General features: G+C 72.2%; 23 protein-coding genes. 18 read left to right on the forward strand and 5 right to left on the reverse strand.

Annotated features, from left to right (window positions below):
- Positions 1-108: 108 nt before the first annotated feature.
- The 9 genes from ACGFNH_RS00290 to cobC all read left to right on the forward strand — a co-directional run bounded on the left by ACGFNH_RS00290 (position 109) and on the right by cobC (position 10944).
- Positions 109-1194 (forward strand): cobalamin biosynthesis protein, encoded by a 1086-nt coding sequence (locus tag ACGFNH_RS00290; protein WP_393650714.1) that lies wholly within the window; start codon positions 109-111, stop codon positions 1192-1194.
- Positions 1191-2735, forward strand: coding sequence for a cobyric acid synthase (locus ACGFNH_RS00295; RefSeq protein ID WP_393650715.1), 1545 nt, complete (start codon positions 1191-1193; stop codon positions 2733-2735). Before ACGFNH_RS00290 ends, ACGFNH_RS00295 begins: the two co-directional genes overlap by 4 nt.
- Before the next feature lie 173 nt (positions 2736-2908).
- Complete coding sequence (locus ACGFNH_RS00300) at positions 2909-3046, forward strand: hypothetical protein (protein WP_393650716.1); 138 nt, start codon at positions 2909-2911, stop codon at positions 3044-3046.
- Positions 3043-5217 carry a putative cobaltochelatase gene (locus tag ACGFNH_RS00305; RefSeq protein ID WP_393650717.1) on the forward strand — a complete coding sequence of 725 codons (2175 nt, stop codon included), beginning with the start codon at positions 3043-3045 and terminating at the stop codon, positions 5215-5217. The genes ACGFNH_RS00300 and ACGFNH_RS00305 overlap by 4 nt, the downstream gene beginning before the upstream one ends.
- On the forward strand, positions 5217-5813 hold the full coding sequence (gene cobO / locus ACGFNH_RS00310; protein WP_393650718.1) for a cob(I)yrinic acid a,c-diamide adenosyltransferase: 597 nt from the start codon (positions 5217-5219) through the stop codon (positions 5811-5813). Before ACGFNH_RS00305 ends, cobO begins: the two co-directional genes overlap by 1 nt.
- 95 nt (positions 5814-5908) lie before the next feature.
- Positions 5909-7459, forward strand: coding sequence for a cobyrinate a,c-diamide synthase (locus ACGFNH_RS00315; protein WP_393651452.1), 1551 nt, complete (start codon positions 5909-5911; stop codon positions 7457-7459).
- Between the two features lie 31 nt (positions 7460-7490).
- Entirely contained in the window at positions 7491-8351 is an 861-nt protein-coding gene (locus ACGFNH_RS00320) for a cobalamin biosynthesis protein (protein ID WP_393650719.1), read from the forward strand.
- Positions 8352-8759: 408 nt separating this feature from the next.
- Positions 8760-9602 (forward strand): sirohydrochlorin chelatase, encoded by an 843-nt coding sequence (locus ACGFNH_RS00325; RefSeq protein WP_393650720.1) that lies wholly within the window; start codon positions 8760-8762, stop codon positions 9600-9602.
- Positions 9603-9828: 226 nt separating this feature from the next.
- Positions 9829-10944 carry an Rv2231c family pyridoxal phosphate-dependent protein CobC gene (cobC, locus tag ACGFNH_RS00330; RefSeq protein ID WP_393650721.1) on the forward strand — a complete coding sequence of 372 codons (1116 nt, stop codon included), beginning with the start codon at positions 9829-9831 and terminating at the stop codon, positions 10942-10944.
- Between the two features lie 266 nt (positions 10945-11210).
- Here the strand turns inward: cobC and ACGFNH_RS00335 are convergent, their stop codons facing one another.
- A complete protein-coding gene (locus ACGFNH_RS00335; RefSeq protein WP_393650722.1) occupies positions 11211-12167 on the reverse strand; it encodes an SCO1860 family LAETG-anchored protein in 957 nt (318 codons plus the stop codon).
- 317 nt (positions 12168-12484) lie between these two features.
- Between ACGFNH_RS00335 and ACGFNH_RS00340 the strand changes: the two genes are divergently transcribed.
- Positions 12485-13330, forward strand: coding sequence for an isocitrate lyase/phosphoenolpyruvate mutase family protein (locus ACGFNH_RS00340; protein ID WP_393650723.1), 846 nt, complete (start codon positions 12485-12487; stop codon positions 13328-13330).
- Positions 13331-13349: 19 nt separating this feature from the next.
- On the opposite strand, the gene ACGFNH_RS00345 is transcribed toward ACGFNH_RS00340, so the two are convergent.
- Positions 13350-14438 (reverse strand): amidohydrolase family protein, encoded by a 1089-nt coding sequence (locus ACGFNH_RS00345; protein WP_393650724.1) that lies wholly within the window; start codon positions 14436-14438, stop codon positions 13350-13352.
- Positions 14439-14832: 394 nt separating this feature from the next.
- Here ACGFNH_RS00345 and ectA point away from each other — a divergent pair, with 394 nt between their 5' ends.
- The 4 genes from ectA (at position 14833) to thpD (ending at position 18227) form a co-directional block, all read left to right on the forward strand.
- Entirely contained in the window at positions 14833-15402 is a 570-nt protein-coding gene (gene ectA, locus ACGFNH_RS00350) for a diaminobutyrate acetyltransferase (protein ID WP_393650725.1), read from the forward strand.
- 63 nt (positions 15403-15465) lie between these two features.
- Positions 15466-16734 (forward strand): diaminobutyrate--2-oxoglutarate transaminase, encoded by a 1269-nt coding sequence (gene ectB / locus ACGFNH_RS00355; RefSeq protein ID WP_393650726.1) that lies wholly within the window; start codon positions 15466-15468, stop codon positions 16732-16734.
- Positions 16735-16851: 117 nt separating this feature from the next.
- Positions 16852-17265 carry an ectoine synthase gene (locus ACGFNH_RS00360; RefSeq protein WP_393650727.1) on the forward strand — a complete coding sequence of 138 codons (414 nt, stop codon included), beginning with the start codon at positions 16852-16854 and terminating at the stop codon, positions 17263-17265.
- A 62-nt stretch (positions 17266-17327) separates the two neighbouring features.
- On the forward strand, positions 17328-18227 hold the full coding sequence (thpD, locus tag ACGFNH_RS00365) for an ectoine hydroxylase (protein WP_393650728.1): 900 nt from the start codon (positions 17328-17330) through the stop codon (positions 18225-18227).
- A gap of 169 nt (positions 18228-18396) precedes the next feature.
- Here thpD and ACGFNH_RS00370 read toward each other — a convergent pair whose 3' ends face one another.
- Positions 18397-19458 (reverse strand): aminotransferase class V-fold PLP-dependent enzyme, encoded by a 1062-nt coding sequence (locus ACGFNH_RS00370; protein WP_393650729.1) that lies wholly within the window; start codon positions 19456-19458, stop codon positions 18397-18399.
- A 181-nt stretch (positions 19459-19639) separates the two neighbouring features.
- Positions 19640-21172 (reverse strand): aldehyde dehydrogenase (NADP(+)), encoded by a 1533-nt coding sequence (locus tag ACGFNH_RS00375; protein ID WP_393650730.1) that lies wholly within the window; start codon positions 21170-21172, stop codon positions 19640-19642.
- A gap of 120 nt (positions 21173-21292) precedes the next feature.
- Here ACGFNH_RS00375 and ACGFNH_RS00380 point away from each other — a divergent pair, with 120 nt between their 5' ends.
- Positions 21293-22063, forward strand: a complete 771-nt coding sequence (locus ACGFNH_RS00380; RefSeq protein WP_393650731.1) for an IclR family transcriptional regulator — start codon at positions 21293-21295, stop codon at positions 22061-22063.
- 125 nt (positions 22064-22188) lie between these two features.
- The gene (locus tag ACGFNH_RS00385) at positions 22189-22611 is read left to right on the forward strand and encodes a hypothetical protein (RefSeq protein WP_393650732.1); all 423 of its coding nucleotides are present in this window, start codon (positions 22189-22191) and stop codon (positions 22609-22611) included.
- Between the two features lie 168 nt (positions 22612-22779).
- Here ACGFNH_RS00385 and ACGFNH_RS00390 read toward each other — a convergent pair whose 3' ends face one another.
- Complete coding sequence (locus tag ACGFNH_RS00390) at positions 22780-24243, reverse strand: NCS2 family permease (RefSeq protein WP_393650733.1); 1464 nt, start codon at positions 24241-24243, stop codon at positions 22780-22782.
- Positions 24244-24559: 316 nt separating this feature from the next.
- Between ACGFNH_RS00390 and ACGFNH_RS00395 the strand changes: the two genes are divergently transcribed.
- Entirely contained in the window at positions 24560-25381 is an 822-nt protein-coding gene (locus tag ACGFNH_RS00395) for an NAD-dependent epimerase/dehydratase family protein (protein ID WP_393650734.1), read from the forward strand.
- A 56-nt stretch (positions 25382-25437) separates the two neighbouring features.
- Positions 25438-26670, forward strand: a complete 1233-nt coding sequence (locus ACGFNH_RS00400; RefSeq protein WP_393651453.1) for a TerD family protein — start codon at positions 25438-25440, stop codon at positions 26668-26670.
- Positions 26671-26672: the final 2 nt, after the last annotated feature.

The following is a 26672-nucleotide window of genomic DNA, read 5'->3' on the forward strand; positions in this document are numbered from 1 at the left end:
CTGAGTGAGGACATGTCGCCATGCCCGGCCGCCGTCGTACGCCCAGAGCCCCCGTGCCGCCTTTCCGCCGCGCCCGTTCCCTCCGAGGCATGACGGCGTCCTGATCCGATGCGTGCCGAACACGCCTCCTTCGTGTACGGCGCCGCACTGGGCTTCGCCGCCGACCTGGTCGCGGGCGACCCCCGGCGCGCCCATCCCGTAGCCGCCTTCGGGCGTGCCGCGTCCGCCGCCGAGCGCCGCCTGTGGCACGACCACCGCGGATACGGCGCCCTGTACGCGGTGGTGTGCGCGGGCGGTGCCGCGGCCGCCGCGGCCGGGCTCTCGCATGCCGTGCGCCGCTCCCCCGCCGCGGCCGTCGCCCTGACCGCCGCGGCGACCTGGTCGGTGCTGGGCGGCACTTCGCTCCGCCGTGAAGCGAGGGCCGTCGGCGGCGCCCTGGCGGCGGGCGACGTGGACCTGGCGCGCGAGCGCCTGCCGCATCTGTGCGGCCGTGACCCGCAGGGCCTGGACGAGCGGCAGATCGCGCGGGCCGTCGTGGAGTCGGTCGCCGAGAACACCTCGGACGCGGTCGTGGGCGCCCTGGTGTGGGGTGCCGCGGTGGGCGTGCCCGGCCTCGTGGGCTTCCGTGCGGTCAACACCCTTGATGCGATGGTCGGTCACAGGTCGCCCCGCCATGTCCGGTTCGGCTGGGCGGCGGCCCGCCTCGACGACGTCGTGGGCTTCCCCGGCTCGCGGCTCACCGCGGCGCTCGCGGTCCTGGCGGGGCCGGACCCGCGCGGCGCCTGGCGCGTGCTGCGCCGGGACGCCCGCAGTCACCCGAGCCCCAACGCGGGCCCGGTGGAAGCGGCGTTCGCCGGAGCCCTGGGCGTACGGCTCGGCGGAACCCTGGCGTACGGCGGGCGCGTGGAGCACCGGCCCGTGCTGGGCGAGGGCAACCGCCCCGTGGAGGTGGCGGACATCGAGCGGGCCGTACGGCTCTCCCGGCGCGTGAACGCCCTCGCGCTCGTGGCGTGCGCGGGCGCGCGCCTGGTGTGGGGAGCGCTGTGCGCGCGGCAGGACCGGTCGGGGCGTACGGCGGGTCCTGCACGTACGACGTTGCAGCGCGGCCGGCGGACGGGCCGGCCCGGGCTGACGGCAGGCGCCGGACGGCTGGGCGCAGGGATCCGGGGAAACACCGGGAAGGGGTCGGCATGACGCGGGCACGGGGCGGGGGCCTGCTGGTCGCCGGGACGACATCGGACGCGGGCAAGAGCGTCGTCACGGCGGGCATCTGCCGGTGGCTGGCACGCAAGGGGGTCTCCGTCGCCCCCTTCAAGGCGCAGAACATGTCGCTGAACTCCTTTGTGACACGCCAGGGGGCGGAGATCGGGCGCGCCCAGGCGATGCAGGCCGCGGCCGCCCGCGTCGAGCCGACGGCCCTCATGAACCCCGTCCTGCTCAAGCCCGGCAGCGACCGCAGCAGCCAAGTCGTCCTGCTCGGCAGGCCGGTGGGCGAGATGAGCGCCAGCCGCTACCACGGGGGGCGCCAGGAGGAACTGCTCGGGACGGTCGTGGCGTGCCTGGAGGAACTGAGGGGCACGTATGACGCGGTGATCTGCGAGGGGGCCGGGAGCCCGGCCGAGATCAATCTGCGCCGCACCGACATCGTCAACATGGGCCTGGCGCGGGCGGCTCATCTGCCGGTGGTCGTGGTCGGCGACATCGACCGGGGCGGCGTCTTCGCGTCGTTCTTCGGTACGACGGCGCTGCTCGGCCCTGAGGACCAGCGCCTCGTCGCCGGCTATCTGGTCAACAAGTTCCGCGGCGACGTACGGCTGCTGGAGCCCGGCCTCGAGATGCTGCACGGGCTCACCGGGCGGCGCAGCCTCGGCGTGCTGCCCTACGCCCACGGCCTCGGTATCGACGAGGAGGACGGCCTGCGGGTGTCTCTGCGCGGCACGGTCCGCGAATCCGTGGTCGCACCGCCGCACGGCGAGGACATCCTGCGCGTGGCGGTCGCCGCCGTGCCGCTGATGTCCAATTTCACGGACGTCGATGCCCTGGCCGCCGAACCGGGCGTGGTGGTGCGGTTCGTGGACCGCGCGGAGGAGCTTGCCGACGCCGACCTCGTCGTGCTCCCGGGCACCCGCGGCACGGTGCGCGCCCTGGCGTGGCTGCGGGAGCGCGGCATCGCCGCCGCCGTGGCCCGGCGGGCCGCGGAGGGCCGGCCGGTGCTGGGCATCTGCGGCGGCTTCCAGATGCTCGGCGAGCGCATCGAGGACGAGGTCGAGTCGCGGGCAGGGACGGTCGACGGGCTCGGCCTGCTGCCCGTACGCGTGCGCTTCGCCGCCGAGAAGACCCTCGCGCGGCCGGTGGGCGAGGCGCTGGGCGAGCCGGTCGAGGGCTACGAGATCCACCACGGCGTCGCCGAAGTCCTCGGCGGCGACGGGCCGTTCTTCACCGACGGGCGGGGGCGTGCGCTGGACGGCTGCCGTGCCGGGTCGGTCCGGGGCACGCATTGGCACGGGTCGCTGGAGAGCGACGGGTTCCGCCGCGCGTTTCTGCGGTGGGTGGCGGAGGCTTCGGGGCGGCGCTTCGTACCGGCTCCGGACACCTCGTTCGGGATGCTGCGGGAGGAGCAGCTCGACCGACTGGGCGATCTGATCGAGGAACACGCGGACACCGGTGCGCTGCTGCGGCTGATCGAGGACGGTGTGCCGCCGGGGCTGCCGTTCGTTCCGCCGGGGGCGCCATGAGGTGGCGGGGCGAGGCGGCCCACTGCATGGGCGGCACGAGGGGCGGCTGGACCCGCACCACCACGGGCGCGCGACACGCCGCCGCCCGCCGGGCCCCGGCGGACAACTGCCGCTCCCCGGGCGGCACGAGGGTGCTTCGGGGTGTGGCGAACGAACAAGGAGGCCGGTGCACCGTGAGCGAGACCGAGGCGGGAAGCACGGCACGTACGGTGCCCGCGCGCCGGCCGGCGTCACCGGCCCCGGTGACGCCGGCGCGGCTCCGCGCGATCCAACTGCAGCCCGAGGGCGATCTGGAGGGCCATCAAGCATGACCACTCGTACCACCGTCACCGATCCCGCAGTCGCGGATCGCTCCGCCGTGCCCCACTATCCGTTCACGGCGATCGTGGGGATGGCCGACCTGCGGCTCGGTCTGCTGCTGAACGCGGTCTCCCCGGCCGTCGGCGGCGTCCTGGTCCGCGGCGAGAAGGGCACGGCGAAGAGCACCGCGGTGCGGGCTCTGGCCGCCCTCATGCCGCCGGTCGGGGTCGTGCCGGGCTGCCGGTTCTCCTGCGACCCCGCGGCACCCGACGGGGCGTGCCCGGACGGGCCGCACGATGCGGGCCCCGCCGTACAGCGGGCGGCCCGCATGGTCGAACTGCCGGTCGGCGCCTCCGAGGACCGGCTGGTGGGCGCCCTGGACATCGAACGGGCCCTGTCGGAAGGCAGGAAGGCCTTCGAACCGGGCCTTCTGGCGGACGCCCACCGCGGTGTGCTGTACGTGGACGAGGTCAATCTGCTCCACGACCACTTGGTGGACCTGCTGCTGGACGCGGCGGCGATGGGCGCCTCGTACGTGGAGCGGGAAGGTGTCTCCGTGCGGCACGCCTCCCGCTTCCTGCTGGTCGGCACCATGAACCCGGAAGAGGGCGAGCTGCGCCCGCAGTTGCTCGACCGGTTCGGACTGACGGTGGAGGTCGCGGCCTCGCGCGAGCCGGACCAGCGGGTGGAGGTCGTGCGCCGCCGGCTGGCGTACGACGAGGACCCCGCCGCCTTCGCGGCCCGCTGGGCGGAGGAGGAGCGGGAGCTGCGGGAGCGGATCGCGGCGGCCCGCGCGCTGCTGCCCTCGGTCCGGCTCGGGGACGGCGCACTGCGGCGGATCGCGGCGGTGTGCGCCGCGTTCGAGGTGGACGGGATGCGCGCGGACATCGTGACCGCGCGGACGGCGACGGCACTCGCGGCGTGGGCGGGGCGCACGGATGTGCTCGCGGAGGACGTACGGCAGGCGGCGCTGCTGGCGCTGCCGCACCGGAGGCGGCGCAACCCGTTCGATGCCCCGGGGCTGGACGAGGACCAACTGGACGAGACGCTGGAGCAGTTCGGCGACCCGGACGACCCCGATCCGGACCCGGACCCGGACCCCGGGCCCGGTGGGGACGGGGGCGGTACGCCGCCTCCGGACGCACCGTCCCCTGAGGGACCCCCGCCCGCCGGTGAGAGCCAGGCGTCCGAGCCGCCGGTCCCCGAGCCGCGCGCCGAGGACGGATCCGGCCGGGAGGGGGCGGAGGAGCAGCCGAGCCCGCACGCCTCGGCCGCACCGGACGCGTCGGACGACGGCGACAGCGGCCCGGGGCAGGGGCGCGAACAGGCGGCCGTCGGTGCGGCGGACCCGTTCCGTACGCGCACGTTGAGCGTCCCCGGCCTGGGTGACGGCGCCGCCGGCCGGCGCTCCCGGGCGCGCACGGACCACGGGCGTACGACGGGGGCCAAGCACCCCCGCGGCCCGCTGACCAAGCTGCACCTGGCGGCGACGGTCCGGGCGGCCGCCCCGCACCAGCACGCGCGGGGCCGCTCGGGCCCCGGACTCCTGGTGCGGCGGGACGACTTGCGGCAGACGGTACGGGAGGGGCGCGAGGGCAATCTCGTGCTCTTCGTCGTGGACGCCTCGGGGTCGATGGCGGCCCGGCAGCGGATGAGCGCGGTCAAGGGGGCCGTGCTGTCGCTGCTGCTCGACGCCTACCAACGGCGGGACAAGGTCGGCCTGGTGACCTTCCGCGGCACGGATGCGGAGGTCGCGCTGCCGCCCACCTCGTCGGTGGAGGCGGGCGCGGCGCGGCTGGAGAAGCTGCCGACCGGCGGCCGTACGCCGCTGGCCGCCGGCCTGTTGAAGGCCCGCGAGGTGCTGCGGATCGAGCGGATGCGGGACGCGGCGCGCCGGCCGCTGCTGGTCGTGGTGACGGACGGGCGGGCGACGGGGGGCAAGGATCCGGTCGCGCTGGCGACGCGCTCCGCCCGGATGCTGGCGGCCGAGGGGACGGCGTCGGTGGTCGTGGACTGCGAGACCGGGCCGGTGCGGCTGGGGCTGGCGGGGGCGCTGGCCCGCGATCTGGGGGGCGTGGCCGTGACGTTGGACGAACTGCGCGCGGACAGCGTCGCGTCCCTGGTCCGGGATGTGCGCGATGTGCCGAGTGCGGGGACACCGAGGACGAGGAGGGCCGCCTGATGCCGCAGGGAAAGCCGAGTGTCGTGCCGGAGGACGGGCTGACGACCCGGCAGCGCCGGAACCGGCCGCTGCTCATGGTGCACACGGGGGTCGGGAAGGGGAAGTCGACGGCCGCCTTCGGGATGGCGCTGCGGGCGTGGAACCAGAACTGGCCGGTCGGTGTATTCCAGTTCGTGAAGTCCGCGAAGTGGCGGGTCGGCGAGGAGCGCGCGCTGCGGGTCCTGGGCGACTCGGGCGAAGGGGGGACCGTCTCATGGCACAAGATGGGCGAGGGCTGGTCGTGGGTCCAGCGCGACATCGAGTCGAGCGAGGAGGCCGCGCGGGAAGGCTGGGAGCAGGTCAAGCGCGACCTGATGGCGGAGACATACCGGTTCTACGTCCTCGACGAGTTCGCGTATCCGATGCACTGGGGCTGGGTGGACACCGACGAGGTGGTGTCGGTGCTGCGGGACCGCCCGGGCACGCAGCATGTCGTCATCACCGGGCGTAACGCTCTGGAGAAGCTGCTCGACGCAGCCGATCTGGTCACCGACATGTCCAAGGTCAAGCACCCGATGGACGCCGGCCAGAAGGGCCAGAAGGGCATCGAGTGGTGAGACCCTCCGGCCCCGCCGCACCGGGTACCGCGGCGATCGACGCGTCAGCCGCGCCGGCGACCGGGTCATCGACCGGCGCCCCGGTCAGGGCACCGATCGCCGTTCCGCGCCTGGTCGTTGCCGCGCCCGCCTCCGGGAGTGGCAAGACCACGGTGGCCTCGGGGCTGATGGCGGCGTTCGCGCGGCGCGGGATTGCCGTGTCCCCGCACAAGGTGGGCCCGGACTACATCGACCCGGGCTACCACGCGCTGGCGACGGGCCGGCCGGGCCGCAACTTGGACGCGTATCTGTGCGGCCCGGAGCTGATCGCCCCGCTGTTCCTGCACGGGGCGGCCGGAGCCGATCTCGCGATCGTCGAGGGTGTGATGGGGCTGTACGACGGTGCGGCCGGGCAGGGGGAGCTGGCGTCGACGGCGCATGTCGCGAAGCTCCTCCGGGCACCGGTGGTGCTGGTGGTCGACGCCTCGTCGCAGTCGCGTTCGGTGGCGGCGCTGGTGCACGGCTTCGCGTCGTGGGACCCGGAGGTGCGGATCGGCGGGGTGATCCTCAACAAGGTCGCTTCGGACCGCCACGAGGCCCTGCTCCGCGAGGCGTTGGACGCCTCCGGTGTCCCGGTCATGGGCGTCCTGCGGCGAGCGGACGGCGTCAGCACGCCGTCCCGTCACCTGGGGCTCATCCCTGCGGCGGAGCGGCACCGCGAGGCGACGGAATCGGTCGCGGCGTGGGCCGAGCGGATACGCGCGGGCTGCGATCTGGAGTCCCTGATGACGCTGGCCCGCAGCGCTCCGGCGCTGCGGGAGGAGCCCTGGGACCCGGTGAGGGCCCTGGGGGAAGCGGGGAGCCGCGTGACGCCGCCCGTCCCGGGGAGCGGAGAGGTGTCGCCGGCCGGAACGGGGCGCGCGGGGGCGACGCTCCCCGACGCGATGGAAGCGAACGGCGCGATGGTGACGAAGGGTGCCAGGGAGCCGGGGGGTGCCAGGCAGCCGAGAGGCGTGATGGAGCCGAGGCGCGTGATGAGGCCGAGGGGCGCAACGGGCTCCGCGGGCCGCCCCGTTGTCGCGGTGGCCGGGGGGCCTGCCTTCACCTTCTGCTACGCCGAGCTCACCGAACTGCTCACCGTGGCAGGTGCGGACGTGGCCGTCTTCGACCCCCTGCGGGACGAGGAACTCCCGCCCGAAACCGCCGGACTGGTCATCGGCGGTGGCTTTCCCGAGGTCTACGCCCCGGAGCTGTCGGCGAACGAGCCGCTCCGCAAGGCGGTGGCGGAACTCGCCGCCTCCGGCGCCCCGGTGGCGGCCGAGTGCGCGGGGCTGCTCTATCTGTCCAGGTCCCTGGACGACAGTCCGATGTGCGGCGTCCTGGATGCGGAGGCCCGTATGTCCGAGCGGCTGACGCTGGGCTATCGCGAGGCGGTCGCGGTCTCGGACAGCGTGCTGGCCACAGCCGGTACGCGGATGCGGGGGCACGAGTTCCACCGCACCGTGATCGAGCCGGGCGCCGGCGAGACGCCCGCCTGGGGCGTGCGCCAACCGGCGCCGCGCGTCGAGGGGTTCGTCCGGGGCGGCGTGCACGCTTCGTACGTCCATGTGCACTGGGCAGCCGTACCGGGCATCGCGGGCAGGTTCGTGAACAGGTGCGGACCGTGAGGTCGAAGGTGTCTTCGGGGGTGAGCCGAAGGTGAGGAGCCGGCCGAACCGCGCGACGCCGTACGGCCTGCCGGTCGCTCTGTGCGCGGACACCCCGTGGCCGCACCCGGCCCCGCTCCAGGAGGGGCGGTGCCAGCCAGGGCAGGACGCGGCGTCCTTGGGGCCCGCACTCCCCGCACCCGCACCCGCACCCGCACCCGCACCGACCACGCCACACGAACCGCCCGCACCCGCACCGCCCGCACCTCCCGCACCTCCCGCACCACCCGCGCCACCCGCACCCGCGTCGCCCACACCCGCAGCAAACAGTGCGGAGTCGGCCGTTCTCCGGATCACCGACCGGGCTGTTCCGCTCGACGAGGGGTCTGCGGCGGCGCGGCCGCCGTTCCTGACTGTCGGCGTCGGGGCGAGCCGCGGGGTGGGGAAGGACGAAGTGCTGGAACTGATCCGGGACACCCTGGCCGAGGCGGGGCTGTCGGCTCTGTCGGTCACCGTGCTGGCCACGGTCGACGCCAAGGCCGACGAGCCGGGGCTCGTCGACGCCGCCCGGGAGCTCGGGGTGAGGCTGCGCACCTATGCGGCCGACGTTCTGGCGGGTGCCGACGTGCCCAACCCGTCCGAGGCGCCACTGCCCGCCGTCGGCACGCCGAGCGTCGCCGAGGCCGCTGCGCTGCTCGCCGCCGGACAGGGCGCCGAACTCCTCGTGCCCAAGCGGAAGTCCGCGCCGGAGGGCCGCCCGGCCAAGGCGACCGCGGCGGTGGCCCGCCGCTGTCGGGACGGCGGCGCGCCTGCGACCGGACGAGGACCGGTGGCAGGCGACGCGCACGCCTCCCCGTTCCGCGAAGCGACGGGCCGCAGAGCGGCTCCTGACGGCACCCCGTGGCCGACATGAAGGCCCCGCACAGCGCTGCCGGGATCCGGGACCACCGAGGGTTCCCCCACCACATCCCGCGGCTCAGTCCACGACGAACTCCGCGGCGAACTCCGCGGCGCAAAGACCCCTCATGCGCACGGCGTACACAAGCAGGGCACCGCCAGCGGTCCGGACGGCCGGCCGGGCTTCCTCCGCTGCGGACCGACCGCTCGTGGCCGGGCCCGACGTCGGCGGAAGCATCGGCCCGCCGGTCCGTTCCGCCGGGTCGGTGCGGAACGATACGGCCCTGGGTGCGCGCGGTCCCCCGGTCGTCAGTAACGTCTCGGGCCACGGTGGTTCCGCGGTCGCCGCAACCGCCGTGAACGCACCGTTGTACACCGAACCGTCCGGATCGGTCGGCTCCCTCCGCACCACCGAGGAGTACTCGTGACCACCCCGCCCGCGCTGCTCATCGCCGCCAACGGAACGCGTGACGAAGCGGGAGCCGAGGCCTTTCGCGACTTCGTGCGCGAGCTGGGCCGGCGCAACCCCGGCCTGCCCGTGGCGGGCGGATGCACCGAGCAGTCCTCGCCGCCGCTGGCGGAAGCCGTGTCCGAACTCGCCGAGCAGGGCGCGCGCCATATGACGGTCGTGCCGTTGACCCTGGTCACCGCCGGGCGCGCTGGCGGTGATATCCCGGCCGCCCTGGCCCGCGAGCAGGAGCGGCACCCCGGCATCTCGTACCAGTACGGCCGACCGCTGGGGGCGCACCCCAAGGTGCTGGCCATGCTGGAGCGGCGGTTGGAGGACACCCTGGGCGAGGGGGCCCGCAGGCCCTCCGACCGGGCCGGGACGACAGTCCTGCTGGTGGGCGGCGGCTCGACCGACCCGGAAGCCAATGCGGAGGTGCACAGGGCCGCACGGCTGTTCTGGGAGGGCCGCGGGTTCGCGGGCGTGGAGACCGCCTTCGTGTCCCTGGCGGCGCCCGATGTGCCATCGGGGCTGGACCGGTGCGTACGGCTCGGCGCACGCCGCATCGTCGTCCTGCCGTACTTCCTGTTCACCGGCGTTCTGCCGGACCGGGTGCGGATGCAGACGGAGGGCTGGGCGGCGGCCCACCCCGAGGTGGATGTGATCTCGGCCGATGTCATCGGGGCCACCGAGGAGTTGGTGAACCTGGTCATGGAGCGCTATCGGGAGGCCGTCGAGGAGTCCGCCGAAGGCGACCGGCGGCACGGTTACGCCGGCGGCGGTGACCACCAGCACGGCGGACATGCGCACGCCCACTGAACCCGGCGCGGCAGACGGTCCGTTGGCACCCGATCCGCGGTCCGCGCCTGATGCGCGGCCCGCACCCGATCCGCAGGCCGCATCCCATCCGCAAGCCGCAAGCCTTCGCGACAGGGGATGCGGGTGGGTCCGGTCCACAAGAGATTCGGAGGCCGTACCGAAGCCACTCGCATCGCAGGTGCCGCCGGGCACACCCGATCCGCACACAGCGCGGGAGCCGCACATCATGCACGATCCGCAGACAGCGCATCAGCAGCAGCACACAACGCCCGAGTGTCATGGCTCAGGGGGAGACCGGCCGGGCGCTCACGACCTGCGGCACCACGGCGACGCGGAAGTCCGGGGTGCCGGCGCCGGGCTGACCGATCTCGCGGTCAACGTCCGCGCCGGCACCCCGCCGGCCTGGCTCAAGGCCCGGATCGCCTCGTCTCTCGACGGGCTCGCCGTCTATCCGGACCAGCGGTCGGCGCGCCAGGCCGTGGCTGCACGGCATGAACTGCCGGTGAACCGTGTGTTGTTGACGGCCGGGGCGGCGGAGGCGTTCGTGCTCGTCGCCCGTGCCTTCCGTGCACAGCGCCCCGTCGTCGTGCATCCGCAGTTCACGGAGCCGGAGGCGGCTCTGCGGGATGCGGGTCATGCGGTGGAGCGGGTCGTCCTGGACGAGGGGGGCGGCTTCCGGCTCCGACCGGACGCGGTCCCGGAGGACGCCGACCTCGTCGTGGTCGGCAACCCCACCAACCCCACGTCCGTACTGCACCCGGCGGACGATCTCGCCCGGCTGGCCCGCCCGGGGCGGATCCTTGTCGTGGACGAGGCGTTCATGGACGCGGTGCCGGGCGAACGGGAGTCGCTGGCCTCGCGGACGGATCTGCCCGGGCTGGTCGTGCTGCGCAGCCTGACCAAGACATGGGGACTGGCGGGGCTGCGCATCGGCTACGCCCTCGCCGAACCCGGTCTGGTCGCCGCGCTGGAACAGACCCAGCCCCTGTGGCCGGTGTCCGCTCCGGCGCTGACGGCGGCGGAGGCGTGCAGCGCGCCCCCGGCGCTCGCCGAGGCCGCGCACGCCGCACACCATCTGGCCTCGGACCGGGCCCATCTGATCGCCCGGCTGGCCGAGTTCGAGGGTGTGCACGTGTGCGAGCCCGCCGCGGGACCGTTCGTGCTGCTGCGTCTTGCCGGGGCGACCGCCGTACGGGAGCGGTTGCGCGAGCTGGGGTACGCGGTGCGCCGCGGCGACACGTTCCCCGGTCTGGGCCCGGACTGGCTGCGGTTGGCCGTGCGCGACCGCGGCACGACCGACCGTTTCGTCGAGGCCCTGGCCAAGGTCCTGACCGAACACTGACCCGGGCCCGCACTGCGCCCTCGACGAACCCTGACCGCGGCACCCGCCGAACCATGAAGCACACCGGGTCGGCGCTGGCGCCGACCCCGGCGGCACACAGAACCCGGCCCGGCGCCCAGCCCGCAGCCCGGCCCGCACGCCGTCCCGGCCCGACCCGACCCGACCCGGGCCGGGCCGGGCCGGGAGGGGCCCGGGTCGGCGGTCCCGGGCGTCAACGAGTCGGCGTGCGGGCCACCGCGTCGACGCCCGGCATCAGCGCGCCGCCGTCAGTTCTGGCGGCGCCGACGGGCCAGGACGACCGCTCCGCCGCCCGCGGCGATCAGCAGCGCCGCACCGCCCGCGAGGTACGGGGTGGTGGAACTGCCGCCGGTCTCCGCGAGGTTGTCCGTCCCCTGCTTACCGGTCTGGGTGCTGACGTCCGGCTTCTCGGTCTCGGGGTTCTCCGGCGCGGGCGTCTCGGTGCCCGGCGTCTCGGGCGTCTCGGTCGACGGCGTGCCCGACGGGCTCTCGCAGGTGGCCCGGACAAGGGTGACCTTGCCGTTCACTTCGGCGACATTGAGCTTCGCCGGGTTGACGGAGACGGCCAACTCCAGAGCGGTGGCCGCGGCGGAGCGCGAGGTGGTGGAGGTCTTCGACAGGTCGAGCCGCACCTCGCCCACGCCCGGGACCTTGACGTCGGTCGTGCCGCTCGCGCTGAGAGTGACCTTCTTGCCGAGCACCCGCACCGTGCCGAGCACGTTCGACGTGGCCGTGGGCTTCTCGCCCGCCTCGCACACCGCCTTCGAGGTGGCCTGCTCGACCTCGATCAGGGACCGCAGCGGAAGGCCCGGCACATGCACCTTGGCGCGGACGAGGTTGGCGTAGCCCTTGGCCTTGTCCCCCTCCGTGGTGGCGGAGGCGGTGGCCACATCGGCGCGCAGCACGCTGAAGGGCCTGCCGCGGTCGACGCCGTCCAGCTTCGCGGTGAGCGCGGTCTTGTTCTCGCTGGCCGGCGCGTCCACCTCGTTGAGGACGACGTTCAGCGGTGCATGGACCGTCTTGTTGAGCAGATTGACATCGAGGCCGGTGCGGAGCACGACCGCACCGGCCTTTCCGCCGCCGTCCCCGTCGGTGGCGTACGCGGGCACCGACCCGATGAGAGCCGCGGGACCTGCGGCCAGGACGGTGACGGTCAGCACGGCGGCGGCACGGCGCGCGGGCATGCTGAAGGCAGAGCTGTTCACGGTGGTTGAACCCCCACAAGAGACATGGAGCCGACGGCGCCCGCCAATGGGGACATCAAGGGCGCCGGCGACCTCGATGCTCGTCATACTTACGCACTGAGGGTGAACACGCGGCGACCTCACGTGAGTTCACTCCAAAGGGTGGTTTCCGCTTCGGTATTCGATTCCGGCGGCACGGGAGTTCCCTCACGTCACCTCCGCATCACGCCCCCATCGGGCCCCACGACTCCTGCGACTTCCACGACTTCCGCAGCAGCCCACGGCAGCGGTCACCCGCGCAGCGCCGCCCCGTCCCGTTGTCGGACCCCTGCCGCATCATGAAGCGCGTGACCGACGACCGCTTCGCCGCCTTTCGCGGCCTCCATCACGCAGACCGCCCGCTGCTCCTGCCCAACGCCTGGGACCACGCCTCCGCCGCCGCGCTCGCCGCGCGAGGCTTCGCTGCCATCGGCACCACGAGCCTCGGCGTCGCGGCCGCGGCGGGACTGCCGGACGCGGAGGCCGCCACCCGCGACCGGACCCTCGCCCTGGCCCGCCGCCTCGTCCGGCTTCCGGCGCTGATCACCGTCGACATCGAGGGCGGCTTCGCCGAACACCCCGGCGACGTCGCGGCGTTGGCCGGCGGTCTCGCGGACGCCGGAGTCGTCGGGGTGAACATCGAGGACGGCCGCCCGGACGGCTCCCTGATCCCGCAGCACCACCAGTGCGCGGTGATCGCGGCCGTCAAGGAGCGCGTACCGCATCTGTTCGTCAACGCGCGGACCGATCCGTACTGGCTGGCGCTGGACGACGCGGCGGCCGAGACCCTCCGCAGGGCCGAGGCGTACGAACGGGCGGGCGCCGACGGCATCTTCGTGCCCGGGCTGCAGGACCCGGGCGGCATCACCACGCTGGTCTCCCGCACGGCCCTGCCGCTCAACGTCCTGTTCGCGCCCGGCCGTCATCGTTACGAAGAGCTGGCGGCGCTCGGCGTACGGCGCATCAGCACCGGCTCGCTGCTCTTCCGCGCCGCCCTGGGCAGCGCGGTCGAGGTCGCCTGGGGCATCACCCATACCGATGAGCCGGAGAGGCCGGTCCCGTCGTACGGGGAAGCGGCCGCCCTGGCGGCCGCCTTCGCCGACCCTCCCTCCACCGCCCCTCCGACCGGGGAGGACCTCACCTGACCGCCCTCCCCCGCCGGGCTCAACTGACCACGCGCCCCCGTAGCACGACATGGAGCGGCTCGGTCAGCACCCGTACGTCGTCACGCGGATCCGTCTCGTAGACCACCAGGTCGGCCGGGGCTCCCTCGGTCAGACCCGGCCGGCCGAGCCACTGTCTTGCGCCCCAGGTCGCCGCGGACAGGGCGGCGTCCACCGGGATGCCCGCCGTGACGAGCTCCGCGACCTCCGCGCCGATCAGTCCGTGCGCGAGCCCGCCGCCCGCGTCGGTGCCCGCGTAGACGGGGATGCCGGCGTCGTAGGCGGCACGCACGGTGTCGTAGCGGCTGGCGTGGAGCCTGCGCATGTGGTCGGCCCACTGCGGGAACTTGCCCGCGCCGGCGTCGGCGAGCGCGGGGAAGGTGGCGATGTTGACCAAGGTCGGGACGATCGCGACGCCTCGCTCGGCGAAGAGCGGGATGGTCTCCTCGGTCAGCCCGGTGGCGTGCTCGATGCAGTCGATGCCCGCCTCCACCAGGTCGGCCAGGGACTCCTCGGCGAAGCAGTGGGCGGTGACGCGGGCGCCGAGCCGGTGGGCCTCGGCGATGGCGGCCTCGACGGCGCCGCGCGGCCAGCAGGCGCTGAGGTCTCCGGTGCCGCGGTCGATCCAGTCCCCCACGAGCTTGACCCAGCCGTCGCCGCGCCGCGCCTCCTGCGCAACATAGGCGACGAGGTCCTCGGGCTCGATCTCATGGGCGTAGTTGCGGATGTAACGCCTGGTGCGCGCGATGTGACGCCCGGCACGGATGATCTTCGGCAGGTCCTCGCGGTCATCGATCCAGCGGGTGTCCGCGGGTGATCCGGCGTCGCGCAGCAGCAGGGCTCCGGTCTCGCGCTCGGTCAGCGCCTGCTTCTCGCTGGTCGAGTCGTCGACGGCTCCGTGGGCGTCGAGCCCCACGTGGCAGTGGGCGTCGACCAGGCCGGGGAGGACCCAGCCGGAGAGGGTTCCGACGTCCCGCGCGGCGGGGCGCTCGTAGGAGATTCTCCCGTCCACCAACCACAGCTCGTCCCGGACGTCTTCGGGCCCGACCAGCACCCGCCCCTTGATGTGCAGCACCGTGCTCTCGCTCATGGCACGCACTGTACGAGTCGGTGGTCGCCGGCCGCACCCACGACTCCCACTGGCCGGACTTCCCACCGGCCGCAAATCCAGGATATCTTCCGAAGGCGAATTCCCAATTCTTCAGAAGCGTAGCTCCCCGTATTCGTCTGCCCGCTTTTCGCGAGGCCAAACGCTAAAGTTTCGCTAGGGCGAGGCACCGTAATTCGGACGGATCTCACAGGCGTTACAGATGCGTGACACACTTCACAAGCTGTCGGCTTCGCCCTGGTATGCCCGGGCAAACTAGCCTAAACCCTTGGAGGCCTGCGCGCATGCGGGCCCGCGCGCGATACCACAGATCGGTCCGCAGCGGAACCCCTCCTCGCGATGCATTTTTCATTTGGCCTGGGTAAATTGAATACGCATGACCGCCGCACAAGCAGACCTTGCAGGCGCCCACAGAGAATTCCTCGAAATACCGGAGGGGATTGTGATCGACACCCCGCGGGTCGAGGACGGAGCCGCGATCTGGCGCATCGCCCGCGACTCTCAGGTGCTCGACCTGAACTCCTCGTACAGCTATCTCCTGTGGTGCCGCGACTTCGCGGGCACCTCGGTGGTGGCGCGCGACGAGGACAGCGGCGAGCCCGTCGGGTTCGTCACCGGCTACATCCGTCCCGAGCGCCCGCAGACCCTGGTCGTCTGGCAAGTCGCCGTCGACCGGTCCCAGCGTGGCCGGGGGCTGGCCGCCTCGCTCCTGGACGGGTTGACCGCCCGTGTGACCGGTGAGCTCGGCGTACGCCGCGTGGAGACCACGATCACCCCTGACAACACCGCCTCCAACCGTCTGTTCACCTCCTACGCCGAGCGCCATGGCGCATCGGTCGACCGCGAGGTGCTGTTCCACGGCGGCCTCTTCCCTGACGACGGACACGAGCCCGAGGTGCTGTACAAGATCGGCCCCCTCGCGCCGCTCGCAACCGTGGCGCCCTAGGCCCGTCCGCCCAGGACTCCCCCAGACTTCTCCCTCTCCCCACTCATCTCCCAGGAGCATGCTGTGACCATCACCCAGCCCGACCTGAGTGTCTTCGAGACCCTGGAGTCGGAGGTGCGCAGCTACTGCCGCAGCTGGCCCGCCGTCTTCGACCGTGCACAGGGCAGCTACATGTACGACGAGGACGGTCACACCTACCTCGACTTCTTCGCCGGCGCGGGGTCGCTGAACTACGGCCACAACAACCCGGTGCTGAAACGTGCCCTCATCGACTACATCGAGCGTGACGGGGTCACGCACGGCCTGGACATGTCGACCACGGCCAAGCGCGCCTTCCTCGAGGCGTTCCAGAACGTCATCCTGCGCCCGCGTGACCTGCCGTACAAGGTCATGTTCCCGGGCCCGACGGGCACCAACGCCGTGGAGTCGGCGCTGAAGCTGGCCCGTAAGGTCAAGGGCCGCGAGTCGATCGTGTCCTTCACCAACGCCTTCCACGGCATGTCGCTGGGCTCGCTCGCCGTCACCGGCAACGCCTTCAAGCGCGCCGGCGCCGGCATCCCGCTGGTCCACGGCACCCCGATGCCCTTCGACCACTACCTGGACGACCAGGTCCCGGACTTCCTGTGGTTCGAGCGGCTGCTGGAGGACCAGGGCTCGGGCCTCAACCAGCCCGCCGCCGTGATCGTCGAGACCGTGCAGGGCGAGGGCGGCATCAACGTCGCCCGCGCCGAATGGCTGCGCAACCTCTCCGACCTGTGCAAGCGGCGCGACATGCTGCTCATCGTCGACGACATCCAGATGGGCTGCGGCCGCACCGGTGCCTTCTTCTCCTTCGAGGAGGCCGGCATCGTCCCGGACATCGTCACCGTCTCCAAGTCCATCAGCGGCTACGGCCTGCCCCTGGCGCTGACTCTGTTCAAGCCGGAGCTGGACATCTGGGAGCCGGGCGAGCACAACGGCACCTTCCGCGGCAACAACCCGGCCTTCGTCACCGCCGCCGCCGCGCTGGACACCTACTGGGCCGACGGCCAGATGGAGAAGCAGACTCTGGCCCGTGGCGAGCAGGTCGAGCAGGCCCTGCGCGCCATAGCCGACGAACACCCCGAGCTGGAGCCCGACTTCCGCGGCCGCGGACTGGTCTGGGGCATGGAGTTCGCCGACAAGACCCGCGCGAGCGCCGTCGCCGCCCGCGCCTTCGAACTGGGGCTGCTCATCGAGACCTCGGGCCCCCAGAGCGAGGTCGTCAAGCTGCTTCCGGCACTGACGATCTCACCCGATGAGCTGGACGAGGGTCTGCGCACCCTCGCCAGGGCGGTGCGTGAGACGGCCTGACTTTCCCGCCGGGACGGCCCGGCCGCTCGTCGCGGGTGGCCGGGCCGTTCCGGGGACCGGAGAGCTTGACCGTCGGCCGAACACCGCCGACCGTAGAGAAGAAAGGCACAAATCACCGTGATCGTCCGATCCTTCAAGGACATCGAGGGCACCGAGCGGCATGTGAAGTCCGCTTCCGGCACCTGGGAGAGCAAGCGCATCGTGCTCGCCCGAGAGCGCGTGGGCTTCTCCCTGCACGAGACCGTCCTCTACGCGGGGACCGAGACGTCGATGTGGTACGCCAACCACATCGAGGCCGTGCTCTGCGTCGAGGGCGAGGCCGAGCTGACCAACGACGAGACCGGCGAGAAGCACGTGATCACTCCCGGCACGATGTACCTCCTGGACGGGCACGAGCGCCACACCCTGCGCCCGAAGACGGACTTCCGTGTCGTCTGCGTCTTCAACCCGCCGGTCACCGGCCGTGAGGATCACGACGAGAACGGTGTCTACCCGCTGCTCACCGAACCCGCCGAGCCCGCCGGGAACTGACCTGTCCCGCAACCGAAAGGGCACTGACTGACAGGCCGTACGAGAGGAGAAGGAGCACCACCATGACAACCGCACCCGAGCGAACGACCGACCTTTACCCGACACGCGGCGCGACCGAGGTCGCCACGCCGCGTCTCGACCCGGTCGTGTGGTCGGAGCCGGGGGCTCCTGGCCCCATCCAACCGTCCGAACTGCGCGACTTCGACCGCGACGGCTTCATGGCGGTCGACCAGCTCATCACTCCGGATGAGGTCGCGACGTACCGGGCAGAACTGGACCGGTTGATCAACGAACCCGCCATCCGCGCCGACGAGCGCTCGATCGTCGAGCCCAGGACGCAGGACGTGCGGACCGTGTTCGAGGTGCACAGGATCAGTGAGGTGTTCGCGCAGCTGGTGCGCGACCCCCGTGTGGTGGGCCGGGCCCGCCAGATCCTCGGCTCGGACGTGTATGTCCACCAGAGCCGGATCAACGTGAAGCCCGGCTTCGGTGCTTCGGGCTTCTACTGGCACTCGGACTTCGAGACCTGGCATGCCGAAGACGGCCTGCCCAACATGCGTACGGTGTCCGTCTCGATCGCGCTGACCGAGAATTACGACACCAACGGCGGCCTGATGATCATGCCAGGCTCGCACCGGACCTTCCTCGGCTGTGCGGGGGCTACGCCGAAGGACAACTACAAGAAGTCGCTGCAGATGCAGGACGCGGGCACGCCGTCGGACGAGGCTCTGACGGACTTCGCGAGCCGGCACGGCATCAAGCTGTTCACCGGCAGAGCCGGGTGCGCCACCTGGTTCGACTGCAACTGCATGCACGGTTCGGGCGACAACATCACGCCCTTCCCGCGCAGCAACGTCTTCATCGTCTTCAACAGCGTGGAGAACGAGGCCGTCGAGCCGTTCGCGGCACCGATACGCCGGCCCGACTTCATCGGCGCACGGGACTTCACCCCGGTGAAGTGAGCTGCCGGCGCCCGGAGTTCGCGCTCCGGGCGCCGCCGCGAGAAACCGGAAGCCCCGCCCTGACGTGGTGCGTGTCAGGGCGGGGCTTCCGTCTGTCCGGGAGTTGACGGCGGGGTCCCGCGGTTCGGCGACCACGCCGGGACCTCGGCGACCGCCGGGACCCCCTGCCTCAGCTACGCGTCGCCAGGCTGCCGGACAGCACGTCCAGCAGACGGTCCACATCCGCCGAGGTGTTGTAGAGGTGGAACGCGGCGCGGAGGTTTCCGGCGCGCGCCGAGACCTGCACCCCGGCCTCCGCGAGCGCCGCCGCCGCATGCCCCAGACCGGGAACGGAGACGATGGGCGAGCCCGGCGCCGCGATCGGCTCCTGCCCGAGCCCGGCGAGCCCCGTGCGGAAGCGTTCGGCCAGAGCGGCGTCGTGGGCGTGGATGGTGTCGGTGCCCAGTTCCTCGATGAACGCGAGGGAGTGCTCGGCCGCGGCATAGCTGGACAGGCTCGGGCTCTCGTCGAAACGGCGCGCGGAGCGGGCGAGTTCCTCGACCGGCCCGTAGCAGCTGTCCCACGGCTTCTCGCCCGCGACCCACCCGGCGAAGACGGGCACGAGCCCGCCCAAGTCCTCGGGAACGGTGAGGAAGGCGACCCCGCGCGGGCACATCAGCCACTTGAATCCGACGGTCACGGTGTAGTCGTGGTCGCCGGCGTTCAGCGGGAGCCAACCTGCCGCCTGGGAGGTGTCGATGAGGGTCCGTGCCCCGTGGGCGCGGGCGGCGGAGCGTACGGCCTCGAGGTCGGCGATCCGGCCGTTCGCCGACTGGGCCGCGCTGACGGCGACGAGCGCGGTCTCCTCGCGCACCGCCGCGGCCAGGTCGTCCAGCGGCACACTGCGGACGGTCAGATCGCGGCGGACCGTGAAGGGGTTGACCAGTGAGCTGAAGTCGCCGTCCGCGACGAGGACTTCCGCGCCGGAGGGCAGGGAGGCCGCGATCAGTCCGGCATAGACGGCGACCGAGGCACCGGCCGCCACCCGCGTGGCGGGCACCCCGGCCAGCCGGGCGTACGAGGCCCGGGAGGCTTCGACCGCGCTGAAGTGGTCCACCGCCTTGCCCGCAGCCGCATCCTCCACCGAGGTGCGCATGGCGGTTACCGCACGTGCGGGGATGAGTCCGTTGGAGGCGGTGTTGAGGTAGGTCGTCTGAGGCGCGAACTCGGCGCCGCCGAGGCTCTTCTCCATGCCCATCACTATGGGGCCCACCGAACCCCTCGTCTATTGCCGAGTTGCTCCGGTTTTCCCCAAGCGATCCTTATGGGCAGTGCCTGACCTGCACATATACCGGCCCCGGCGTGGGCCTTCGCGACGTGTTCCGTTGTTCGCGGAGTGCCATTCCCGCTATTCAAGACGCGCGCGGACCTCTTCAGCCCTCGCGTACGCCGTTCACGCGCCGCGCCAGCCCCAGCGGATTGGCGTCGCGCAGCTCCGGGGGGAGCAGGGCGTCGGGCGTGGTCTGGAAGGTCACCGGCCGCAGCCACCGCTCGATCGCCGTGCCGCCGACCGACGTCGAGGTCGAGGTGGTGGCCGGGTACGGGCCGCCGTGGTGCTGGGCCGGTGCGACCGCGACCCCCGTGGGCCAGCCGCCGACGAGGACCCGTCCGGCCAGCGGCGTCAGCTCGGCCAGCAGGCGCGCCGCCCGGCCGCCGCTCTCCGATGCCTCCGCATCCCCGAGGTGGACGGTGGCCGTGAGGCTGCCGGACAGGCGCCCGATGACCGCCGTGACCTCGGCCTCGTCCTCGTAGCGGGCGACGACCGTGACGGGGCCGAAGCACTCCTCCAGCAGCAGGGCGTGGTCGTCCCCGGCGGCGAGGCGGGCGGCCGGGACGGTGAGGAACCCCCCGGCGACCGCGGTCTCGCCGCTCTCACCGGGCGTGACGGGGCTGCTGACGCCCGGGAGCGCCGCCCGGTCCCGTACGCCCGCGACGAACGCCTCCCGCATCCGCAGATCGAGCAGCACGCCCTCCGCCGTGTCGCTGACCGCCTTGGTCAGGGACTCCACCAGGGCGTCCCCCGCCTCGCCCGTGGGGGCGAGCACGAGGCCGGGCTTGGTGCAGAACTGACCCGCGCCGAGCGTCATCGACGCGGCCAGCCCCGCGCCGAGGTCCTCCGCGCGCTCCCGCGCCGCGCTCTCGGTGACGACGACCGGGTTGAGGCTGCCCAGCTCCCCGTGGAACGGAATGGGCACCGGCCGTGCGGCCGCCGCGTCGAAGAGGGCCCGTCCGCCGCGGACGGAGCCCGTGAATCCCGCTGCCGCGACGAGTGGGTGCCGCACCAGTTCCAGGCCCGCGTCGAAGCCGTGCACCAGGCCGACCACACCCTCGGGCAGGCCGTGCCTGGCGGCCGCCCTGCGCAGGACGGATGCGCACACCTCTGAAGTGCCGGGGTGGTCGGGGTGCGCCTTGACGACGACCGGGCAGCCCGCGGCGAGCGCGCTGGCGGTGTCACCGCCGGGCACGGAGAAGGCGAGGGGGAAGTTGCTCGCGGCGTAGACGGCGACGACCCCGAGCGGCACCTTGTAGCGCCTCAGGTCGGGGCGGGGCACCGGTCCGGCGTCGGGATCGGCGTGGTCGATGACGATGTCGAGGAAGCCGCCCTCGTCCACGATCCGCGCGAAGGAGCGCAGTTGGTAGGTCGTCCGGGCCAGCTCGCCGGTCAGACGGCCCGGGCCGAGCGCGGTCTCCGCGTCGGCGGCCTCGATGACGAACTCTCCGGCTTCGTCGAGCAGGTCCGCGGCCGTACGGAGAAACGCGGCGCGCAGTCCCCTGTCGGCGAGGGCGTCACGGGCGGCGTGCGCGGCACGGACCGTCCGGTCGACCTCCTCCGCGGTGGCCTCGACCGCAACCTGCTCCCGTTGCTTACCGGTTCGGGGGTCGACACTCCAGACTGGGGCTGCCACCGCGGATCCTCCTACCGGCCGAACACGAGGTGATGTTCGATATACTGAACGTTGTTCCTGATGATGAATCTCGGAATCTTCCGGGACTCTATTTCCGGTCGAAGGAAGGGGTCAAGGGCGATGCCGGTGGCCGAGTCGGGGGGAGCCCAGGTCAAATCCGCGGTGCGGACCGTGGAATTGCTGGAGTTCTTCGCCGGACGGCCCGGGATGCACACCCTTGCCGCGGTCCAGGAAGCCGTCGGCTACCCGAAGTCCAGCCTCTACATGCTGCTGCGCACGCTCGTCGACCTCGGCTGGGTCGAGACCGACGCGACCGGCACGCGCTACGGCATCGGCGTACGGGCTTTGCAGGTCGGCACCTCGTACATCGAGGGGGACGACGTGGTCGCCGCCGCCCGGCCCACCCTGGACCGGCTCTCGGACGACACCACCGAGACCATCCATCTCGCCCGGCTCGACGGCGACTCCGTCGTGTGCCTCGCCACCCGCCAGTCAGGGCACCATCTGCGCCCTTTCACACGGGTGGGACGCCGCCTCCCGGCCCATTCGACCGCGTTGGGCAAAGCACTGCTGGCCACCCACTCCGACGAGCAGGTGCGCGCGATGCTCCCGGAGACCTTGCGTCCGGTGACGGAGCACACCGTCACCGACCGCGAGAAGCTCATCGCGGAACTGCATGTCATCCGGGAGCAGGGCTACGCGGTGGACCGCGAGGAGAACACGCTCGGCCTGTGCTGCTTCGGTGTGGCGGTCCCGTACCGTACGCCGGCGCGGGATGCGATGAGCTGCTCGGTGCCGGTGGCCCGGCTCACCCCGCAGCATGAACAGGCCATAAGGGATGCGCTGTTCGACGCCCGCAACCGGCTGACGTCGGCGACCCGGCGCCTCTGACCCGCGGCTCTCGGCGCGGGACCGGGCCGCTGCCCGGTCGCTCCCCGGCCGATTTCACAGGCCCCGCCCGTTCGCGCCCGGCCTCGGGCGAGGATGCGCAGATGAGTCCGCGTACGCATTCCCGTATGAGCATGCCCCGTTCCGCGTCCGGCTGGACCATGGCGGTCTTCGGCGTGCTCGCTGCCGTCATGGGCCTGGTGGGCCTGGCCGCCCCGGACGCCCAGCTCGCGCTGCTCGGCCTCCCGAACGCGAGCGGCGACCGGCCGGAGGGAGATCACACGGCCGTCTTCCTGGCGGCGTCGTCGATGGCCGCGCTGAACATGGGCGTCTACTACGTGCTGGCGGCGCTCGCCGACTGGCGCCCCTTCTTCCGCTGGACGGTGCCCTTCAGGTTGCTCACCTGCACCGTGTTCACGCTGCTCGTGCTCGCCGGGACGGCACCGGGGGCCTTCCTGGGCGTCGGGCTCTGGGAGGGGCTGGGCGCCGTGGCGACGGGGCTGGCGCTGCGCCGGGAGAAGGCGCCCGCCGCGAGCGCGCAGACGGCCTGAGACGGGACCTGAGGCGCGTAATCCGCACCGCGTACTCCCGGACTCCGGACCCCGGCTCCCGGACCCGGGCCCGACGCGGAGCGCGAGGCGGCTCTCGCCCGTACGGCAAAGCCCCCGGCGGACCTCACAGGGATCCGCCGGGGGCGGGCAACGCACAGCCGGATCAGATCACTTGACCCCGAGGAGCTGCTCGACCGGCTCGATCGCGAAGTAGATCGCGAAGAGCAGCGAGGTCCCCCACATCAGCGGGTGCACCGCGCGCGCCCTGCCGAGCACCGTCTGGATGACGGCGTAGGCGATGAAGCCGGCGCCGATGCCGTTGGTGATGGAGTACGTGAACGGCATGACGGTGATCGTGAGGAACGCCGGGATCGCGATCTCGTAGTGCTCCCAGTCGATGTGCCGGACCTGGGACATCAGCAGGAAGCCGACGACGATCAGCGCGGGCGCCGCGGCCTGGGCCGGGACGACGGTGGCGAGCGGGGTGAGGAAAAGGGCGACCGCGAAGAGTCCGCCGGTGACGACGCTCGCCAGACCCGTACGGGCGCCCTCGCCGACACCCGCGGCCGACTCGATGTAGCTGGTGCTGGACGAGGAGGAGGCGGCACCGCCCGCGACGGCGGCGGCACCGTCGATCAGCAGGACGCGGCCGAGGTTGGGGACCTGGCCCCGCTCGTCGAGCAGCCCGGCCTCGTTGGTGACACCGACGATGGTGCCCATCGTGTCGAAGAAGTCGCTGAGCAGGAGGGTGAAGACGAGCAGCACGACCGTGATCACGCCGACTTGTTCGAACGCCCCGAAGAGGCTGAAGGAACCCAGAAGCCCGAAGTCGGGGGCGGCGACGACGTCATCGGGCACGCGCGGCTCGGTGACGCCCCACGCGGCCGGGTTGATGTCGGCGATCTCGTTGATCACGACCGCCAGGACCGTCATGGTGAGGATGCCGATGAGGAGCGCGCCGCGGACCTTGCGCGCCATGAGGGCGATGGTGAGCAGGACACCGAGGCAGAAGATGACCACAGGCCAGCCGATGAGCCGTCCGCCGTCCCCGAGCTGAACCGGAACGGTGCCGGTGTCGCCGGGGATACGGGTGATGAAGCCGGCGTCGATGAAGCCGATGAAGGCGATGAAGAGGCCGATGCCCACGCTGATGGCCTGTTTGAGCGGCTGCGGGATCGAGTACATCACCGCCTCGCGCAGTCCCGTGACGACCAGTGCGCAGATGACGAGGCCCTCCAGGACCACTAGGCCCATCGCATCCGGCCAACTCATGAGCGGGGCGAGCTGGAAGGCCACCACGGCGTTGAGGCCGAGGCCCGTGGCGATGGCCAGCGGGAGATTGCCGCCGACACCCATGATGAACGTCATGACGGCCGCCACCAGCGCGGTGGAGGTGACCAGTTGGGGACCTGACAGTTGATGGCCGAATTTGTCGGTTGCGCCACCCAGGATGATGGGATTCAGCACAATGATGTACGCCATCGTAAAGAATGTCGCCATGCCGCCGCGTATCTCGCGTGCATAGGTGGATCCACGCTCGGTGATACGGAACCAGCGGTCGACCGGACCGTCGGAGTCGGTCGGTGGCGGTGCTGCATGCCTGTGGGTGTGGGGGGTGACGTGTCCGGACATGGCGCTCCCTCAGCGGACGGGCAGATGGAGTAGTGGAATTGTCCACGCCATGTTGGCACTTCTAAAACTCACCGTGTCACGGAGTAGCCACTCTGTGATCGAAATTGAGCATGCCTTGATCAACCAGCACTGGTTGATGAGCCGGCGCGGCCTGGCCGACCGGGCGGCCCGCTGAGCCGGCACCGCCTGATGAGGGACGCCCTTCCCCGCACATGACCCTTGACGGACCATGTCCGCGCATGAGGACAGTGTCCGCCCATGAGGGTTCACCGATGCCGCTCACGTGCCCGGACCGCCGTCCCCTGAGGAGAGACCCGTGCCCGCACCCCGCACCGTTCTGCTCACCGGCGCGGCCGGAGGCATCGGCACGCTGATGCGCGAGCGCCTCCCGCGCCACGGCTACGACCTGCGTCTCTTCGACCGCGCCCCGGTCGAGGGCGAGCCGGACGCGATCACGGCCGATCTGGCGGACGCCGAAGCGCTGCGGGAGGCCGTACGCGGAGTCGACGCGATCATCCATCTCGCGGGCATCCCGCGGGAGTCCACCTTCGAGACGATCCTCCGGACCAACATCCAGGGCACGTACCACCTCTACGAAGCCGCGCGCGCCGAGGGCGTGCGCCGGATCGTCCTCGCCTCCAGCAACCACGCGGTCGGATTCACACCGCGGCCGGCCGGCAGCCCTGTGCACCACGGCGCGCTCATACCGGAGGACACCCCGCACCGCCCGGACACGTTCTACGGCCTCTCCAAGTGCTTCGGCGAGGATCTGGCGTCCCTCTACTGGGACCGGCACGGCCTGGAGACCGTCTCCCTCCGCATCGGTTCCTGCTTCCCGGAGCCCACGTCCGTCCGCATGCTGTCGATCTGGCTGAGCCCCGACGACTGCGCCCGGCTGCTGCACGCCGCACTCACCGCCGAGGACGTCGGCCACACCGTCGTCCACGGCAGCTCGGCGAACACCCGGCTCGTCTGGGACCTGAGCAGCGCACGCGCCCTCGGCTACGAGCCGCGGGACGACTCGGAGGCCTACGCCCGCGCGCTCGTCGAGATGCACGGCGACCTGCGTCCCGGCGACCCGGACCACGACCGCCTCGGTGGCCACTTCTGCACCGATCCGCCCATCTGGCCGCATTGACGCCCAGGTAATGGAACTGCAAAGCGGGGCCGCTCGTTACCCGGGGCATGACCGCAATGACCCCCGGCTCGAACATCCCACTGCCCGTCGCGCGCGTGGCGGTGGACGTCGCCGCTCCCGTGCGGCTCGATGTGTCGGGCCTGCTGCTCACCGCCTCCGGCAAGGTGCGTTCCGACGACGACTTCATCTTCTACAACCAGCCCTCGGGCCCCGGTGTCACCTACCGGTCCGGCGGCGGATCGGCTCCCGACGCGATCGTCGTGGACACCTCGGCCGTGCCCGCCGACATCGAGAAGATCGTCGTCACCGCGAGCCCCGACGCGGCCGGCCAGACCTTCTCCGGCATCGAGCCGACCGCGACCATCCGCCAGGCCGACGACGGTGCCGCGGTCGCCACGTTCACCCCGCCGTCGCTCGGCAGCGAGACGGCGCTGGTCGTCGTCGAGGTCTACCGGCGCGGTGACGCATGGAAGGCCCGCGCGGTCGGGCAGGGCTACTCCAACGGTCTCGCGGGCATCGCGACCGACTTCGGCGTGACCGTGGAGGAGGAAGCCGCAGCGTCCGCCGCCCCGTCCGCTTCCCCTCAGCCCGCCGCCGCTCCCCCGCCTCCCGCTGCCGCTCCCCCGCCGCCGGCCGCCGCCCCGCCCGTTCAGCCCTCCGCGCCTCCCCGGCCCGCCGCCGCGGCGCCCGCGCCGCCGACCCCCGGCGCCGGGAAGATCAGCCTGGACAAGGGCAGAGTCAGCCTGCAGAAGAACCAGACGGTCTCGCTCGTCAAGGGCGGCCGCCCGTTCCTGACCTCCGTGAGGATGGGACTGGGCTGGGAGCCCGCCTTCCGCGCCAAGGACATCGACCTCGACGCCTCGGTCATCGCGTACGGCCCCAACCGCCAGAAGGTCGACGCCTGCTACTTCGGCAAGCTGGCCATCCTCGGCGGGGTCATCCAGCACTCCGGTGACAACCTCACCGGCGAGGGCGGGGGCGATGACGAGGTCATCACCGTCCACCTCGGCGACATCCCGCCGAACGTGACCGGTCTCGTCTTCACCGTCAACTCCTTCTCCGGGCAGAAGTTCACCGAGGTCGCCAAGGCGTACTGCCGCCTGCTGGATGCCGGTTCGGGCGAGGAGCTCGTGCGTTTCGACCTCACCGGCGCCGAGCCGCGCACCGGCGTCATGATGTGCAAGCTGATCCGCCAGTTCTCCGGCGAGTGGGAGATGACGGCCCTCGGCGAGTACGTCGATTCGCGTACCGTCCGCGGCATGGTCAAGCCGGGAGGTCAGGCTCTCTAATG

This window comes from Streptomyces sp. NPDC048639 (assembly GCF_043199075.1).
Lineage (GTDB): Bacteria > Actinomycetota > Actinomycetes > Streptomycetales > Streptomycetaceae > Streptomyces.